We start from the raw sequence: 17,490 nt of genomic DNA, 5'->3' as shown, positions 1-17,490 counted from the left end.
ATCATAAATAGACATAAAAAATCAAATCATGAGGTGAGTAATGAAATATTACAGATGTATATGAAATACTCACGTGGCAAAATAATTGATCAGCAATGCAGCTGAAATGATCAATAAACCAAAAAATTCGCGCGTTTGCTCGATGTAAGGTTTGGTGGCCTGCATGCTTTCAACCAGGCTTGGCTTCTTATATTTTGTAATCCAGTCACGTACACCATCCTTAGCAAAAAACAGAATTATTGCATAAATTAAATAAAAAGCCACCAATAGAAGCCATATGGTATGATAATATTTACCAAAGACAACCAGTCCACAGCTAATAGAAGCACTCAGATAGATCGGCACCCAAAGCCAGGGATCAACATCATTTAAATTGAGGTAGGCAAATACCAAAAATGATAAACAAAAAATAATGTTTAGGATAATTAGGATCATAAAATTTTGAATTAATTATGGTATGCAATTACGATCTGATAACCATATATCCAAAACGTTATGATATCTGGTTTGTTATCGATTGCGGTGGCTAATATGAGGGTAAAAATTCTTAAAAGAAAATTTCAATTTTTTTACTTGCAATCATGAGTGATTTTGCCTGAGTTTAAGGAGGAAAAGATATCTGCTGATGCGTTTTCAAAATATAAAAAGGGCTCTTACATACGTAAGAGCCCTTTTTATATTTTGACCAGCGTTTTATTGCAGATTCCAGAGCGTGAGCTCACTGATATTGCTATAGTTTTCGCCGCTCGTATTGGTTTTAACCCTTATCCGGATGTAACGTACCGGCGGCGGGTTACCGATGAAATCAAACTTCATGGCTTGTTTACCATCATCGGTACGTACGCACTCCTTGAGCAGTGTCCATCCTTTGGCTTTCATTTCAGCCGTCCATCCCGGATCTGTACCCGGTAAGGTTGTAGCAGCGTTGCTGATGTCGGCTATACCCCATACTTCAAAATCAAGAGGATTATGTGACTGATCGCGACCCGTTTCCTCAATACGCGCCAGGTAATTATATACCGCGCCCAGGTCAAATGTAAAATGATGCGGCAACTTCGACTCATTGGAGTGGAAAATATTAGGGTATGATTGAGGACCTACACTGCCGTCCCATAGTTTTTCAAAACTTGTCCCAAAGTCAGCATGTACATCATTTGGTAGCGATATGGATTTGAATAGGGACTTATTACATTGCACATATTGTAGCACGATATCTGGAAAATCATCAAACCTATTCACCACAAACGTATCGATAGCGGCGCGTTCCGGAATATAATATGACTGGTATTGAATTTTGGTACCCTGTTTATAGTTGGGCAGCGTAATAGAGCTACTATCGGGTAAAAGGGTTTTCTCAATTGTGGCATTCGAACTATCGGTATACCTGATCACCGTTTTAATATTGATAGTATCCGGTGTAGTAAAATTCAGGGTAACCGATCCGTTTGGGTTGTTTCTATACGGGTTTGCTCCACTGTAGGCCCTGTTGAGTAAGGTGCCGGCATAAACAGGACCGTAAACCTTTATATTATTTACCTCAAAAGGAATTGATTTATTGCCTTTTGCATCAAAAGAGTATATGGTAAAGGTGTAAACAAACTCCTTAAGCCCTGTAATAGTGGTTCTTACACTATCTGTTTTAGTTGAGATTTTAACTATTTGAGAGTCGGCCTTGTTATTCCAGTATACCACATATTTAACAATACTTGGATCTGAGCTTGATTTCCATTTAAGACCTATCCGCAGATTTCCGGGCTGAGTAATTACTGCCTTTACCGCACCGGTATAAACAACTTCCTGATTGCCCAGCAAATTTTTAAAGTCTGTTTGTGTTTTATTACAACCGTACATTGTGATTAATAACATACAGCCAAACAGCATATATAGAAGATTTTTCATGTTCTTATTTTAATAAGTAATTAATTCATTCCTGTTTTTATAAACCGGAGCATTATTCCGGTTTACCATAAAATGATACTTCAATTATATGTGCAAGGGTACCACCCGACCATGTTTTTGCTATAGAGATACGTAAGTATTTAACCGAAGGTGCATTAAATGGGATATTGAACTCTGCGCCCTGATTAAAGAAATCTTTATCGCTTTGGTTAATAGCTGTTGGCGGCAAACCTGACGGCGGTGCCGGCCAGTGATAATTACCTAAATTTGTCCAGTCGCCTATAACTGTTCCTTCAGGAGCAGTAATTGGTAATGCAGCGTCGGCGGGTAACGTTTTATTAGATCCCCAAATACTAAAATCACGTGGATTACCATGCCCGTATTCAAAACCTTTGCGCCCCCACATTTTAAAGCGACTTAATTTATAAGTTTTACCCACACTAAAAGTACATGTAAAAGGAGGCGTTGAATTTGAATTGGTATGCCATCCCGGGTCATCTGTGCTACCATCCCATAATTTGTTTACTGTCCAGCCTCCGCCCTCATAAAGCTCATCATCACTTGGCTGAGTATAGGTTGCAAATTGGCTCTTATCCAGTAACTCTTCATATAAGGGAGTCAAATTCTTTTTCAAAGTATCTGAAATATTTCCCCATTCATCGGTTATATACACTCCAAAATCCCTTGAAGTTGATTTAAAGCCCCTTATAGAAAAATCAATGGTATCACCTTTTGTAAAATGCTGCTCTTCTACTTCCATTGACTTTGTTACATCATTAAAAGCGGTAACTATTACACCAATATCTCTTTTCAGGGGATTTAATGCTTTTACATTAACACCACCAAAATCGGCCGATATAGCCGCGCTCGGCCTCACCAATTGATAAACAGGAGTTTTAGGGTGTACGGTAACGGTAACCGGATCGGACATTACTTCGGCCTTGCTAACTGCGTACAAGGTAACCTGATAATCCTTTGATTCAGCAAAACCGTTCACTTCCACAGTATCTTTATAGTATGATGATTTGGTTTCTCTGGCAACCTTATCTCTTATGCTATATTTGGCTAATACATACAGCAGATTATCTGAACTGGGAAGCGTATATGTGATGTATGAGCCCCCATTAAAATTATCCACTTTAATATTGGTAACTACCCCGGGTTTGGTTTTATCTGTCGAGATCGGGCTTGTACTAAAACCATCATTCCGTTTGCAGGAAATTATACCTATCAATAACAAACCCAAAAAGAGCTGCAATGAATATTTATTTATATTTTTCATAATTTTTCAATTATTTCTTAAAATCCTTTAGTTATACAGTTACCAGTTTGGATTTTGAACAAGATTATTATTAATTATCAGGTTATCAGCCCTTATTGGCCATATGTAGTTCCTGTTATTGAAAACTGGCGTTACAATGGTGCGCGCACGATAATAATTCACAAATGATTCTTCAAAAACGTTCCACCCTTGCAGTGGCCTGGTCATTACATCTTGTAATTCCTTCCAGCGGCGCAGATCCCATCCGGCTTGTGCTTCAAAAGCCAGTTCAATCCGTCGTTCCTGATGTATTATTTGACGTAAACCATCCTTTGTAGTAAACTTGGTTGGGGTTTTCGAATAGTTTGTCCACGCTTCAACAACACCTGGTAAACCGGCCCTGGTTCTGACCTTATCAATGTAGGGTATAGCTTCTGCAGATGATTTTCCCTGCTCATTTAAGATTTCGGCATACAATAAGTACATGCCCGCGAGTCTTATTACCGGCAGGTGAAAATCTTCCCAAGTCATGGTTTTATCATAAACTGTTAAATAGTTAACGAGTTTTTTGGGCCAGTAACCAGTTACATTTAGCCGTATGTTATCTTTAGGACCCGCAAATGATGACGGGCCTTTACCTGCTACATATAAGGCGTTTTCACCATCTCCTAAAATTCCATTACCATACCATACGCCACCATCAAAGGCTAAATCGGCATAAAACCTGGGTTCACGGTTAAAATGCGCTTTTACAGTTTCGTAACCGTTGTGGATATAAAATCTATTGGCATCGTCGCCGGTTTGTTTAGCATATCGATTAGTATAATCCCATGTTTTATCTTCATTAATGGGTACTCCGTTATTAGTATAAAACAATTCCTGCTGGCTTATTGGAGCTGCAATTGTTCCCTGGGCTATTAAATTACCTGCAGCTCCGGCGGTTAACCTTGGCATAAAATATTCCTGATTCCCAAATCCAAAATGTCCGTTTAAGGCCCATATTAGTTCTGGGTTTGTTTCCCATTTATCGGTAATGGTAGTTTGCAGGTTTAATACCTTCTTTAATGAATCGGTAAGGCTTGCGGGAATGTTAGCTGTAAGATCGCTTTGCACATGCAGCCTGTTCCCGTTTGCTTCGGCGCTTTTAATGGCATCAAAACATGCGGTAGCTGCTCTGTCCCATTTGGTAGCATCATAGGTCCCATTAAAAAGTGCCTGACCATCTTTGTTCTTTAATGATGCCAGGTCGGGGTTTCCATTAAATAGGGGACTTGCTGCAGTTGCCAGTACTTCAGCCTTTACACACAAAGCAATTGTTTTTGTTATCCGGCCCAATTCCTCAGTCTGGTTCTGAATAACCGGAGGCAGGCCAGGTATAGCCTGATCCAGCAATTTAACTATGTAATTTACTACGGAATCTGCGGGTGCTCTTTTTACTTTTGTTTCTTCTGTAGTGGCGGTAATAGGCAGGTTTACGTCAACGATAGGTATAGGGCCATACATCCTAAAGAGGTAGTAATTATAATAAGCTTTCAAAAATTTTGTTTCAGCTATCCATCTTTCCTTTTCGGCCGCGCTCAGATCAATAGGCTTATCAATATTTTCGAGCATGGTATTACATTTTCTGATAGCCACAAACAATGCCTGGCCACTATTCTGTCCATCCCAATAATTAAGGGCAGGATTTTGAGCGCTTTGAGTTCCGCGTATCAGGTTAAAGCCTATCGTGTTAACACTATTGTTATCCTGAAGATCATTAGGAAAAAGAGTTTCGCCCGAGGTTACAAAACCCACGTTGGTTTGTACGTTGGCAAAGTTTTGCAGTGCATTGTAACATCCAAAAAGATAATTTTCGGCCTCGTTACGATTTCTGAAGGCATAATCAATAGTGCCAACATTATCAGGGACAACATCAAGGTACTTTTTACATGATACACCGGTAATTGTCAAGGCTACCATGAATAAATATTTATAATATGATTTCATATTCTTAAACTATTTGTCAGTTAATTATTACAGGTTAACATTTATGCCTATGTTAAATACCTTTTGTATAGGATAGTTAAACCCTCTGCCGCCCAGTTCCGGGTCCCACATTTTAAAGGGGCTCCAGGTAAGCAGATTTAAACCATTAAAGTATATACGGGTCTTTTTTACTCCTAAGCTTTTAGCAATTTTAGCCGGTAGAGTATACCCTAACTCGGCCGATTTAAGCCTCAGAAAACTACCGTCGCGCATCCACCAGGTACTGTTTTGCCTGTTGTTTTCTATTTGAGCGCCGTTAATACCCAATCGAGGGTATAAAGCATATAAATTCTGGTTATCTTCTGACCAATGGTTATCGGCATAAGCCTTCAATAATTGTGTATTACCGTTATAATAATTGTCAGGACTTTGAATAAAAGGGCTTGTACGGGCAGGGTCAATAAAGAAAGAAACCTTTGCCTGTCCCTGGAAAAATGCCGAAAGATCAAAGCCGCGCCAGCCGCCACTTACACCAAAACCATAAACTATTTGAGGGATGCTTGGATCGCCCAGGAATGTTTGATCGGCGCCATCTATTTTGCCATCGCCATTAAGGTCACGATATTTAATATCGCCCCCTTGAGGCGGGAAGCCATTTGTACTAAAAATTTGCGTTGGTGAGTTTCGGGCTTCCTCATCATCAACAAATAGGCGTTCGGCTACATAACCAAAATTGCGATTGAGCGGCTGCCCGGTTAAAAGCCGGTATTTTTCATTGTAACTCGGTTCTTCATACTGAACATACTTGTTTGCAGTATAGGTAAAATTTGCCCTTGCCGATAAAAAACCATCCTTACCTATACTCCTTTTACCATCGATCTGGATATCAATACCTTTCGACTCTACTTTGCCGATGTTTGCAGCTATGGCTGCTTCCAGCCCCATGGTTGAAGGTATGTTGTTCCGGTTTTGCAGTACATCATATTTATTGTTTTTGTAAACTTCGGCAGTTACATTGAAGTTTTTAAGAACGGTGAATTCCACACCCAGGTTAAGTTGTTTAGATTTTTCCCAGGTTACATCATCATTTTAATAGTTATTGATGCTAACACCGCCATGGCTATAACTATTATTGGTACCGAAGGAGGCACCGCCACCGCCATTCAAATTCACATCAGACAGGTAGAAGAACCTGCGGTTGCTGATCTGGTCATTACCTACTAAACCGTAACTGGCGCGCAGTTTAAAACGGTCAAACACATTATACAGATCTCCCCAGAATTTCTCCTCGGAAAGGACCCATGACGCGCCGATAGTTGGGAAAAAACCCAGTCTGTGGTTATCAGAAAACCGCTCAGAACCGTTATAACCAAAGTTAAACTCCAGAAAATATTTGCTTTTAAACGCGTAAGTGGCCCGGCCGGCAAGCGTTTGATTACGGTATGGCAATGAATACTGTAATGTATATTGCTGAAGATCGGGGTCTTTATTGTTTGAGTATACTTGCTGTTGGCGAGTGCCAATTAAAGCGCCGCTTATGGAATGGTTAGTACCAAAGGTTCTGCTGTACTCTAATACTCCCTGCAGATAAAGCTGCGTTTGCAGATTATCAGATCCCGGATCACGGTTATAGTTAAGGTATTCCTGGGCCTGTCCGGGCTGGGAATTTATCCATTGTAAGGTATACTGATTTGATGCCTTATCGTAATTGCCCACCGTATAATAAAAAGGGTTATAGGCCATGCTTGATTCAAAGTACGCATAACGGTTTGTACTAAAAATGGCGTGAAAATTTAAGCCTTGGGTTACAAATTCTAAATTTTGATTTAGCTCCAATTGGGCAAGCAACCTTGATTCGTTGGAGTTTTTATGCCCCCGTAACAGATCGGCATACGGATTACGTGTTTGTGTTGTGTTGGGGCTTGTTCCAGGCACATTACCGAAGAGGATATGTTTAATATTCAAATTGGCAGAATCCGGCTCATAATAAGCCGGAAATAAAACCGGACTGGTATGCGTTGCCTCATTATAAAGATCGGTTGAAAAGCCTCCATCAGCACTTTGCGGTCCGTTATATTGGTTAAATGTGCCCGACAGACGAACAACAAGCTCTGTTTTATCACTTACATTGATATTTATATTTGAACGCAGCTGATAATTGGTAAACTTAACGTTGTTGTTATTATTATTCCTGATGTCCGTTCTTAAGATACCGTTATCATTGCTGTATGAACCGGCAACATAATAGCGCGCAGCTCCGCCGCCACCTTGTATGCTCATATCCGCGCGCTGGGTATTGGTATGATTCTTAAATAACAAACCAAGCCAGTCTACAGCAGGGTAAACATAAGAATTGCTTCCCGGATCACCCCTCATAGCAGCTTCTGTATTGGCTATTTTATTAGCTGTAAAAGGACGTTCGGCCAATGGATTACGGGTAATGGTAGCCTCATTATAAAGTTTCATGTAAGTTATAGGATCGGCAAGCTCAATACTTTTTACAGATTGAGATCTGGCGTTTTCGACCCTCACATTAATTTGCGCTTTACCTGCCTTACCCTCTTTTGTTTTAACCAGGATAACGCCGTTACCTCCCCGGGCTCCGTATAAAGCAGTGGCGCTCGCATCTTTTAATATCGAAAAGCTTTCTATATCATCTACATTTAATCGAGCCAGATCATTTGAGGTTAACTCCACATTATCTATAAGGATCAAAGGGCTTTGCCTGTAACCAAATGTAGTTACCCCCCTGATAAAGAATTGCGCGTTATCCTGTCCTGGTTGTCCGCTTGGCGTGTAGGCAATAACTCCCGCAACCTGTCCCGCCAACGCATTGGTAAGGTTACTTGCCGGTATTTTTAAATTGGCGGGTTTTACCGTAGTAACAGATCCCACTATGGCTTCACGTGTCTGTTTTCTGTTGTAGGCGGTTACAACCACTTCATCTGCAGTTTGCACGTCTTCTTCCAGTGTAATATTAAATGTTTTGGTTTGGGGTGTTACTGTTAGTGTTTGTGATTTAAAGCCTACAAAAGTTAGTTTAATTACAGCATTGTCTTTTACATCTAAAATAAATTTACCGTTAACATCTGTTACCGTTCCCAGCTTGGAGTTACCCACAACAGCAACACTCACACCCGGCAGGGGCACACCCTTGCTATCCTTAACAGACCCAGTAATAGTTACATCGGCTATAATTAAAGCCGGTGTAACAGTGGGTTTTGTTACAGTGACTTCTTTAATGATGATGGATTTACCATCAATAATATAAGAGAGCCGGAAAGTTTTAAGGGCTATGTTCAAGACCTCTTCAAGAGTGGTATTTTTAAAGTCAACACTCAGTGTATAATTCTTTTGAGGCCCTTTAGGCGACCAGAATACATTATACCCGGTTTGCCGGTTAATTTCACTAAAAAGCCGTTTTAGTGTAACGTCGTTTTGTTTGTAAGTTATTTTTTGCGAAAAGACCGATGCGCTAACCTGCATAAATGCAAGCAGGAGTATAAGGCTCGTTAGTTTCATTATTAGAAGGAATTTCTTGGTGTAGCACGAATGCGTACAAATGTTTGTAGTAAAATTTTTGTACATTTGTTTAGGCTGGTTAATGTTAAAATTGTTATCTCCAATAGCATTTTAGTTTAATAAGCTTTAAGGTCAGAGACATCGCGAGTGTCTCTGATCCTGCTTTTAAACTATTTTCTTTTTGTCAGCTTGAATCTTTCATTTTCTTCTCGGTTTAAATTAAATCAGGTTATAATTTGGTTTGTTTATTTTTGGTAACTATGATGGTAGAGCCCTCAATAATGAACTTGACATCAGTTATTTGCTCTATCTTTTTCAATAAGATGGATATATCGGAAAAGCGGGCGGTAACTCCAACTAATGGTTCCTTTTTAACGCTTTCGTCATCATATATAATTTTTACATCATACCACCTTGCTATTTGCCGCATAACGATTTCCAGATCATCATCAAATCTGAAGAAGCCGTTTTTCCAGTCTATAGCATCACGGGGATCAACTTCTGATACCTTGAGTGTGCCTGTGAGGTCAGCTTCCTGCCCGGGTTTTAGCGTCGTATTTTTATCTCCAGCGGTAATTTTAATTGCACCTTCTAATAAAGTAGTTTTGGTATCAAGCTCATCGTGATAGGCATTTACGTTAAAATGAGTGCCCAATACTTCAACCAATTGTTTATCGGTTACTACCCGAAATGGGATGTTTTTGTTATGCGCCACCTCGAAATAGGCTTCGCCGCTTAATTCAACTTTTCTTTCTTTGGCCGAAGTAAAACTTACGGGATATTTTAAGGAGGATGCAGCATTAAGCCACACCCGGGTTCCATCGGGCAAAAGCAACTGATATTGCCCTCCTTTAGGTGTTTCTATGGTATTGTATTGGGATGAGCCATCGGTAGGTGTGGCAGGATTGTCATTATACACTAATTGCCCATCAGAAGTTTTGATCACCTGACTTCCTTCTTGTTGTGCTATCTTACCGTTCTTGACATCGGCTAAGAATATTTTTTTTCCATTAGCTAACACCAAAAAAGCCTTGTTACTGCCAGGTTTAATTTGCTGGTTAAGTGTGATGGTGGAATTTGTGATTTGCCTGCGTTTGCCAGCAAAAAAAAAGGCGCCAACAGATAAAATCATTAATATGGAAGCTGCAACTGCCCAATTTTTATAGCGGAAGGATCTGGATTTTGGAAAGTCGATCTCACTCAGGAGCCGTGTTAGTATTTCTTCGTGAACACTATCTTCATCCTCCGGAAATTCAGATGCTTCGCTTGAAACTTTATTGTACCAATTAGTTAAAGCTTGCTTCTCTGAAGCAGTGGCCCGGCCTTCCTGGTGCTTTTGTATTAAGTTATAAATGGTTTGGCGGTTCAATTGGTATTGCGCTTTATAATGGTATGTTACATGAAAAACGTTTTACCCTATATCCATTTTAAAATAAATTTTTATTCAAAAGCTACCATTGATTGATTTTAAAAGATAGATCGGTATAGTTGGAAAGATATCAGTATTAATCCACCATATTTCTTAAGACCTCCCCGGATAATCTTAAGGGCACGGGTAAGATTGGCCTCAACACCTTTTTCGGTAATTTGCATCTCAGTTGCGATCTCTGAGTTTTTCATGCCATTTTCACGGCTGTACCTGAAAACCATACGACATTTTTCCGGAAGTTCCTCTACAATGCTGTCGATATACTGTTGTAGAAAACGCGCATCCAGCTTATCTTCTGTATAGGCCATGGTTTCAAAATCCAAATGCTGCTGCACAAGTTCACCGCGGCGTTGTTCTTTCTGATAATAATGATAGATACTTAATTTGATAGAGCCTGCAAGAAAGGCCGGTAAATTCCTAATTTCAGCTTGATTACACTTTTCCCACAGTGAAATAAATACATCATGAACAATATCTTTAGCAACCGCGCTGTCTTTACTATGATTCCACGCAATAGCCAGCATTTGCTTCCAGTACCGGTTATAAATTTCGGTAAATGCAGCCTGTTCACCTTTTTTTAAATGAAAGGTAAGTAACTCATCAGTATAATGGCTATAATCTGACATATGGAGAGGGGCCCTAAGCTTGAAGTATCAATAGTAAAATTAATAGTCACGGGATGACGTTACGCAGATCATTCGAATAAGCCACACTCAAAATTTGAAGTAAAGTTTTTTCCATATTTTAATTTAAAATAAAACATTATACTATAAACATGCGCAGCATCAATTCTAAATTATATTCTGAATAATTTTTGTTCAGGTAATATATTAAAATTTCAAATCAATAGAACAGCTATTGATAATGAATAAACTGTTTTTGTTTACAACAGATGAAATTGGTTATAATTGAACAAGTCAGGATAGCTAAGGTAGTAAAATTCAGGAAATTTTAGTCGATTTTTAAAGGGTGGTAATCAATCGGAATGGAATCCCTTTAATACCTCAATTGAGTATTATTTGAATACTGAACATTGTTCATTATATTTGCAGCGCATTTTTAATTAGCCATGGGAGTTACAGAAAGAAAAGAACGCGAAAAACTGGAGATGAGAGAGCTGATTACGGCTGCTGCCATGAAAATGTTCCTGGAAGATGGTTACGCTAAAACTTCAATTCGGGGTATAGCAGATGCGATAGAATATAGTCCTGGTACAATTTATTTGTATTTTAAGGATAAAGATGAACTATTGTATGAAGTACAGGCCAATGCCTATGGTCGCTTACTGGATGTATTTAAAAAAGAAGCAACCAGTACTGATCCGCTTAAAAAACTCAATCAGATTGCTCGGGCCTATATCAACTTTGGCTTAAATAATCAGGAACTCTATGATTTGATGTTTATCATTCGTGCTCCCATGAACGTAGATGAGGAACTCCACAAAGTTAATGGAGCGAATTGCCTGAATTTTTTGATCGATTGTCTTACAGATTGTATCAATAAAGACCTGCTTCGTATGAACGATGTGCAGCAAGCTACCTTACAAATATGGAGTACTGTACACGGACTGGTATCTCTTAATTTACGGTGCCGGTTAAAAATTATTGTCGAATCGGAGGAAACTGTGCCACAAGTGTTGATAAAAACGATGGAAGATTATTTATTAGCTGTAACAAAATAAAAAAAATTTAATCTATTAATAAACGTCGTTCATTATCTAAACGTAAAATATAATTAATAAGGGTATGTCATGTATCGTTTTAAAAATAACATTTAAATAAATTTTTTTACTTTTTAACTAAACATAGTTCATTATGTATACATTGTTTACAAGAGGATTAATTCCTATTTCTATTTTTTTATTGCTCTGCCATATAGATGCATTTGGCCAAAATGATCATCTGCAGCTTGATGATTATGTGGCTATAGCTTTTGCACAAAATCAAGGATTGAGGGAGCAACAGTTTGATCTTGATAAATCTATGGCTGCCTTAAAGGAGGCACAGGCCATGTATTTGCCCACGGTGAGCCTGCTTGGAAGTTACACGCGGTCGGCTGGTGGTCGTACTATAGATGTGCCGGTTGGTGATCTGGTTAACCCGGTTTACACAGCCCTAAATCAATTGACTAATTCAAATAGATTCCCTCAACTGAAAAATGAATCCTTTCTGCTCAATCCCAATAACTTTTACGATGCCAAATTACGCACCTCATTGCCACTCATTAACGCTGAGATCCGCTACAATAAGCTGATCAAGCAACAATTGATCACCAGTCAGCAAGCTGCAGTAAATGTTTATAAAAGAGCTTTAGTAAAAGATATTAAGACGGCTTATTATCGATACTACCAATCAATGCAAAGCATAGCAACTTATAACAGCGCTATGTTATTGATAAAAGAGAACATCCGGGAAAACGAAAGTATGCTGCGGAATGGTATACGTAACGGCACTGCCTTGCTCCGGTCACAAACAGAACGGGAGAAAAATAATGCAGCCTTGATACAGGCACAGCATAATATGCGAAATGCGAAATCGTATTTTAATTTTCTACTGAATCGCCCATTGCAGGATTCTATATTCATCGAAAGTGAAACCGTCGCTGATATAATTACAGCACCTGATACCACTCTTGGTACCAGCCGCCGTGAGGAAATAAAGCAACTGCAAACGATGCAGCAGGTTTACACACTTGATTATAAATTGCAGAAATCGGGCTTTATTCCTAAAGTTAATACATTTATTGATCTGGGCTCACAAGGATTTGATTTTAACATCAATAATAAAACCAGGTATTATTTATGGGGTATAAACCTGCAGTGGGACATTTTTACAGGTGGACAGCGTAAGTATCGTGCCGAACAATCAAGAGCAAATGTAAACTCCACCATTGCGCAGCTTGATCAAATTCAGCAATCTTTACAGTTACAGCTTGATCAAACCTATAACAATTATCAATCTGCCATAGCGACTTATAAAAGTATTACAGCCCAACTGTTATTTGCAGGTAAATACTATAACGATGAGCTAAAAGCCTACCGGGCAGGGCAATTGCTTTACCTCGAATTGGTAGATGCACAAGATCAGCTTACCAATGCGCGTCTTCAAATGGCAGATGCAGAAGCCAATGTACAAATTGCTCTTGCCGAACTTGAACGTGAACAAGCTACTTATCCTATTGACAATCCTAATCAGAAATAAATTATATGAAAACCTTTAAATACACCAGTTTATTACTATGCATACCATTGATGTATGCTTGCAAATCACACCCAACTAAGGTCAGTCAAAATGGTGGTGCTGATACCATTCCTGTACAAACCATATTGTTAAAACAACAAAATAGCAATGCTGCTATGGCTGTATCCGGACAATTTACTACCGATGATGAAGTAATGTTATCCTTTAAAACAGGCGGGATCATTAATAGTCTTAATGTAAAAGAGGGCGACGCTGTAAAAAAAGGTCAGCTGTTGGCTACCCTTAACCTTACAGAAATTGATGCGCAGGTACAACAGGCAAGCCTTTCTGTAGAAAAAGCGCAGCGTGATTATCAGCGTATTCAAAATTTGTATAAAGACAGTGTAGCTACACTGGAACAATTACAGAATAGTAAAACCGCGTTACAACAAACACAACAGCAATTGAACATGGCGAAATATAATCGCCAGTATTCAGAAATACATGCATCAAAAGACGGATACATACTGCGTAAGTTGGCCAATGCCGGGCAATTGGTAACCGCCGGTGCTCCGGTATTACAAACTAATGGAGCGGAAACCAACAAATGGATCTTACGAGTTGGTATTAGTGATAGTGAATGGACAAGATTGCAGTTAAACGATCCTGCCCAAATTCAAACCACAGCCTTTCCTGGACAAATACTTTATGGTATAATAAGCCGTAAATCGGAGGGGGTAGATGCAGTTACGGGTACTTTTAGTGCCGACATCACGCTTAGCGGTAAAAAACCAAAAGGAATAGCCGCCGGGATGTTTGGAAAGGCCATCATAACACCCTCCTACACAGTAATAGGTGGTAGTGAATGGCAAATTCCTTATGAAGCATTGTTAGATGGAGATGGCACCACCGGTTATGTATTTGTGACGGATGACAATAAAACCGCCCATAAGGTAAAAGTAGTCGTTGCCGGAATCAATAAAAGCACAGTTACCATTAGCACCGGTTTAGAAAATGCTAAGGCCCTGATCATCTCTGGTTCGGCCTACCTGACCGATAACAGTGCTATTGTTGTTCAATCACCTAAAACAGCAAGCAAATGAAAATATCAGAATATGCTGTAAAGAACAGCCAGTTTACGCTGGTAATCTTTATCATGATCATTGCTTTGGGGGTAACTACTATGTTAAATATGCCCCGGTCGGAAGATCCGGAGATGCACCCACCAGCTTTTTTAGTTATTGTTAATTACCCGGGTACAAGCCCGCGTGATATTGAGGATAGGGTAGTGACCCCATTGGAAAAAACAATAGGTGGTTTGGATGATATCAAACGTATTCGTACCAATATTTCCAACGGCGTTGCAGTATTACGGGTTGAATATAAGTATAGTAGCAACATCGACTCCAAATATCAGGAAATAGTGCGTGAGGTAAATAATAAACGAAGTGAGCTTCCCGCAGATGTTACTAATATTGAGATCCAGAAGCAGCAGCCAACGGATGTTAACGTGTTGCAGGTGGCTTTGGTATCCGAAAATGCTCCCCGTAGTTTATTGCAGCACTTTGCTGAGAAATTACAGGATGAACTTGAAAAGGTATCATCCCTAAAGTTAGTATCTATTTTTGGCCTACCTGGTCAACAGGTCCGCATAGAGCTTGATCTCGAAAAAATGGCCCAAATGCACTTACCCGTAAGTGCTGTAGTTAACGGTTTACACAGTGAAATGGCCAGTGTGCCCGGAGGTAGTATTGATGCAGCCCATCTTACATTTAATATCAAGACTAATGATTATCGTACACTTGATGCGGTAAACAGCACCATTGTTTATGCCGCAAACGGCAAGAATATTTTATTAAAAGATATTGCCCATGTATATTACGGCTATGGTGAGGAAAAACATATAACCCGACTGAACGGCCATCGATGTGTATTTGTAACGGCAGCTCAGAAGGATGGAGAAAATATCAATAAAACACAGGCAGATTATAGTAAAGTACTTGCCAATTTCAAGAAGCTATTACCAGCTAATATTGATCTCGTACAAAATTTTGATCAGGCAGATAATGTGAGCAGGCGTTTAACCGGCTTAAGCCATGATTTTATTATCGCTATTTTACTGGTTGCTGTTACTTTGCTGCCTCTGGGTATACGCCCGGCTGTAATTGTGATGATCTCTATACCACTTTCATTAGCTATTGGTATTGTGTTATTGCAATTGTTTGGCTTTAATTTAAATCAGTTGAGCATTGTGGGACTGGTAGTTGCGTTAGGACTTCTGGTAGATGATAGTATAGTAGTGGTGGAAAATATAGAACGCTGGATGCTGGAAGGGCATAGCCGTTTGGAAGCAACCCTAAAAGCAACCGGCCAGATTGGGAAGGCCGTAGTAGGTTGTACTGTTATTCTCATCATTGCCTTTATGCCGCTGGTGTTTTTGCCTGAAGGGTCAGGCGATTTTATCCGGTGTTTACCACTGGCGGTTATTTTCTGTGTATTAGCGTCCATGCTGGTATCATTAACTATCATTCCATTTTTATCGAGTCGTTTGTTGAAAAATCATACCGGCAATCCCGAAGGAAATTTCCTGATGCGTGCTTTGAAGAGGTTAATCCATGGCAGTTATGCCCGTTTGTTGGACAAAGCCCTTCAAAGACCATTTTTAACTATTAGTGTAGCGGTTGTATTGTTTGTATCTGCCATTTATCTGTTTGGAGTTATTGGATTCAGCCTGTTCCCATCATCAGAGAAACCACAGTTTCTGATCAATATCACCACGCCTAATCAATCTAACTTGCCTTATACCGATAGTGTTTCGCGGGAAATTGAAAAGCAGTTAAAAAAAGAGCCACTTATTCAATACTATGCCACCAACGTGGGGCATGGTAACCCGCGTATTTACTATAACGTGAATTCGGAAAATAACCGCAGCGATTTTGCGCAGCTTTTTGTACAGCTGGATGATGATACCAAACCCGATCAGAAATTAGCCTTAATACAACGGTTACAGCATAACTGGGCACATTACCTGGGTGCCAAGGTGGAGGTTAAGAATTTTGAGCAGGGGCCTCCGGTAGTTGCACCAATAGAAGTACGACTGTTTGGCGATAATTTGGATACTCTGCGGATTTACTCCTTAAAAGTTGAACAATTGCTGCACCAAACTGCAGGAACCATGTATATAAACAACCCGGTAAGCTTATTAAAAAGCGATATACGTATAGCGGTAAATAAAGAAAAGGCACTGCAATTAGGCGTAAACTCTTTGGCTGTTGATCAAATTGCAAGATTAGCAGTTACCGGTTTGGATATGGGGACTTATTACAATAATGATAATAAATACGGTTATACCGTTTTACTCACCCGTATAAAGGAAGGTCGCCCAAGTATTGATGCCTTCAGGAATTTATATGTAAATAATGCTCAGGGAAACGCGTTGCCCCTGAAACAGGTAGCAGATCTGCAATTGGAAGCCTCACCGGCCGTTATTAATCATCAGGAAAAAAAACGGGTTGTATCTGTACAAGCCAATGTGCAGAAAAGCTTTTTAGTTAGCCGTGTAATTGATGATGTAACTCAAAAAATGGATAAATTAAAACTCCCTTCTGGCTACAGCTATGAAATGGGCGGTGAAGTAGAATCAAAAAACAATTCTTTTGGTGGTTTTATGAGTATTATCCTGGTTACGGTATTTGTATTTATCGCAGTCCTTGTTCTGTTATTTAAAACTTTTAAAAGTACATTGATCATCCTTTCTGTAATACCATTAGGTGTGGTAGGAGCAGCAGTTGCACTTTGGGCCACAGGTAATTCTTTGTCATTTGTAGCTATCATCGGATTAATCGCACTGGCAGGGATCGAAGTGAAGAATACGATCTTGCTGGTAGATTTTACCAACCAGTTAAGACAACAAGGTAAGAGCCTGCAAGATGCTATCCGCGAAGCTGGAGAGGTCCGGTTTTTACCAATTGTATTGACATCTTTAACCGCGATAGGTGGGTTGATTCCAATCGCAATCTCTACTAATCCTTTAATATCGCCACTGGCAATAGTGCTTATTGGAGGATTGATAAGTTCCACATTGTTATCTCGAATTGTAACACCGATCGTTTATGAATTGATCCCACCGGCAATAGAAGGCGATAAAGCAAATGAGTAAATCCAAAAGAAATTATAAGGGCACTATAGCAATGGCTATAGTGCCCTTATAATCATTTAACCTAACAAACATTACA

Annotated in this window: 12 protein-coding genes; 4 read left to right on the top strand and 8 right to left on the bottom strand. The window is 39.5% G+C overall.

Going from position 1 to position 17,490, the window contains the following annotated elements; translation table 11 throughout:
• Positions 1–69 precede the first annotated feature (69 nt).
• From AB6735_RS19880 to AB6735_RS19845, 8 genes are all read right to left on the bottom strand, one after another.
• The gene (locus tag AB6735_RS19880) at positions 70–435 is read right to left on the bottom strand and encodes a transmembrane 220 family protein (RefSeq protein WP_370997766.1); all 366 of its coding nucleotides are present in this window, start codon (positions 433–435) and stop codon (positions 70–72) included.
• 258 nt (positions 436–693) lie between these two features.
• Complete coding sequence (locus tag AB6735_RS19875; RefSeq protein ID WP_370997765.1) at positions 694–1,899, bottom strand: DUF4998 domain-containing protein; 1,206 nt, start codon at positions 1,897–1,899, stop codon at positions 694–696.
• 52 nt (positions 1,900–1,951) lie between these two features.
• The gene (locus AB6735_RS19870) at positions 1,952–3,181 is read right to left on the bottom strand and encodes a DUF5000 domain-containing lipoprotein (RefSeq protein ID WP_370997763.1); all 1,230 of its coding nucleotides are present in this window, start codon (positions 3,179–3,181) and stop codon (positions 1,952–1,954) included.
• Between the two features lie 39 nt (positions 3,182–3,220).
• Positions 3,221–5,146 (bottom strand): RagB/SusD family nutrient uptake outer membrane protein, encoded by a 1,926-nt coding sequence (locus tag AB6735_RS19865; RefSeq protein WP_370997762.1) that lies wholly within the window; start codon positions 5,144–5,146, stop codon positions 3,221–3,223.
• Positions 5,147–5,173: 27 nt separating this feature from the next.
• Complete coding sequence (locus AB6735_RS19860; protein WP_370997759.1) at positions 5,174–6,169, bottom strand: hypothetical protein; 996 nt, start codon at positions 6,167–6,169, stop codon at positions 5,174–5,176.
• Between the two features lie 45 nt (positions 6,170–6,214).
• Positions 6,215–8,647 carry a SusC/RagA family TonB-linked outer membrane protein gene (locus AB6735_RS19855; RefSeq protein WP_370997757.1) on the bottom strand — a complete coding sequence of 811 codons (2,433 nt, stop codon included), beginning with the start codon at positions 8,645–8,647 and terminating at the stop codon, positions 6,215–6,217.
• Between the two features lie 229 nt (positions 8,648–8,876).
• Positions 8,877–10,016, bottom strand: a complete 1,140-nt coding sequence (locus AB6735_RS19850; protein WP_370997756.1) for a FecR family protein — start codon at positions 10,014–10,016, stop codon at positions 8,877–8,879.
• 98 nt (positions 10,017–10,114) lie between these two features.
• Entirely contained in the window at positions 10,115–10,702 is a 588-nt protein-coding gene (locus AB6735_RS19845) for an RNA polymerase sigma-70 factor (protein WP_370997755.1), read from the bottom strand.
• A gap of 443 nt (positions 10,703–11,145) precedes the next feature.
• Between AB6735_RS19845 and AB6735_RS19840 the strand changes: the two genes are divergently transcribed.
• The 4 genes from AB6735_RS19840 to AB6735_RS19825 all read left to right on the top strand — a co-directional run bounded on the left by AB6735_RS19840 (position 11,146) and on the right by AB6735_RS19825 (position 17,414).
• Entirely contained in the window at positions 11,146–11,757 is a 612-nt protein-coding gene (locus AB6735_RS19840) for a TetR/AcrR family transcriptional regulator (RefSeq protein WP_370997753.1), read from the top strand.
• 133 nt (positions 11,758–11,890) lie between these two features.
• Positions 11,891–13,276: a TolC family protein gene (locus tag AB6735_RS19835; RefSeq protein WP_370997751.1), complete on the top strand. Its 1,386-nt coding sequence runs from the start codon at positions 11,891–11,893 to the stop codon at positions 13,274–13,276.
• A 5-nt stretch (positions 13,277–13,281) separates the two neighbouring features.
• Complete coding sequence (locus AB6735_RS19830) at positions 13,282–14,358, top strand: efflux RND transporter periplasmic adaptor subunit (RefSeq protein WP_370997750.1); 1,077 nt, start codon at positions 13,282–13,284, stop codon at positions 14,356–14,358.
• On the top strand, positions 14,355–17,414 hold the full coding sequence (locus tag AB6735_RS19825; protein WP_370997748.1) for an efflux RND transporter permease subunit: 3,060 nt from the start codon (positions 14,355–14,357) through the stop codon (positions 17,412–17,414). The genes AB6735_RS19830 and AB6735_RS19825 overlap by 4 nt, the downstream gene beginning before the upstream one ends.
• Positions 17,415–17,490 lie beyond the last annotated feature (76 nt).

This window comes from Mucilaginibacter sp. RCC_168, assembly GCF_041355315.1.
GTDB lineage: Bacteria > Bacteroidota > Bacteroidia > Sphingobacteriales > Sphingobacteriaceae > Mucilaginibacter.
Note: the sequence above shows the minus strand (reverse complement) of the source record. Positions and strands in the feature narration are given on the sequence as shown.

Bases quoted from the DNA above. Each gene is read 5' to 3' on its own strand.
- AB6735_RS19825 (WP_370997748.1), top strand. From the start codon at position 14,355: ATGAAAATATCAGAATATGCTGTAAAGAACAGCCAGTTTACGCTGGTA.
- AB6735_RS19875 (WP_370997765.1), bottom strand. From the start codon at position 1,899: ATGAAAAATCTTCTATATATGCTGTTTGGCTGTATGTTATTAATCACA.
- AB6735_RS19870 (WP_370997763.1), bottom strand. From the start codon at position 3,181: ATGAAAAATATAAATAAATATTCATTGCAGCTCTTTTTGGGTTTGTTA.
- AB6735_RS19830 (WP_370997750.1), top strand. From the start codon at position 13,282: ATGAAAACCTTTAAATACACCAGTTTATTACTATGCATACCATTGATG.
- AB6735_RS19840 (WP_370997753.1), top strand. From the start codon at position 11,146: ATGGGAGTTACAGAAAGAAAAGAACGCGAAAAACTGGAGATGAGAGAG.
- AB6735_RS19865 (WP_370997762.1), bottom strand. From the start codon at position 5,146: ATGAAATCATATTATAAATATTTATTCATGGTAGCCTTGACAATTACC.
- AB6735_RS19855 (WP_370997757.1), bottom strand. From the start codon at position 8,647: ATGAAACTAACGAGCCTTATACTCCTGCTTGCATTTATGCAGGTTAGC.
- AB6735_RS19835 (WP_370997751.1), top strand. From the start codon at position 11,891: ATGTATACATTGTTTACAAGAGGATTAATTCCTATTTCTATTTTTTTA.
- AB6735_RS19845 (WP_370997755.1), bottom strand. From the start codon at position 10,702: ATGTCAGATTATAGCCATTATACTGATGAGTTACTTACCTTTCATTTA.
- AB6735_RS19880 (WP_370997766.1), bottom strand. From the start codon at position 435: ATGATCCTAATTATCCTAAACATTATTTTTTGTTTATCATTTTTGGTA.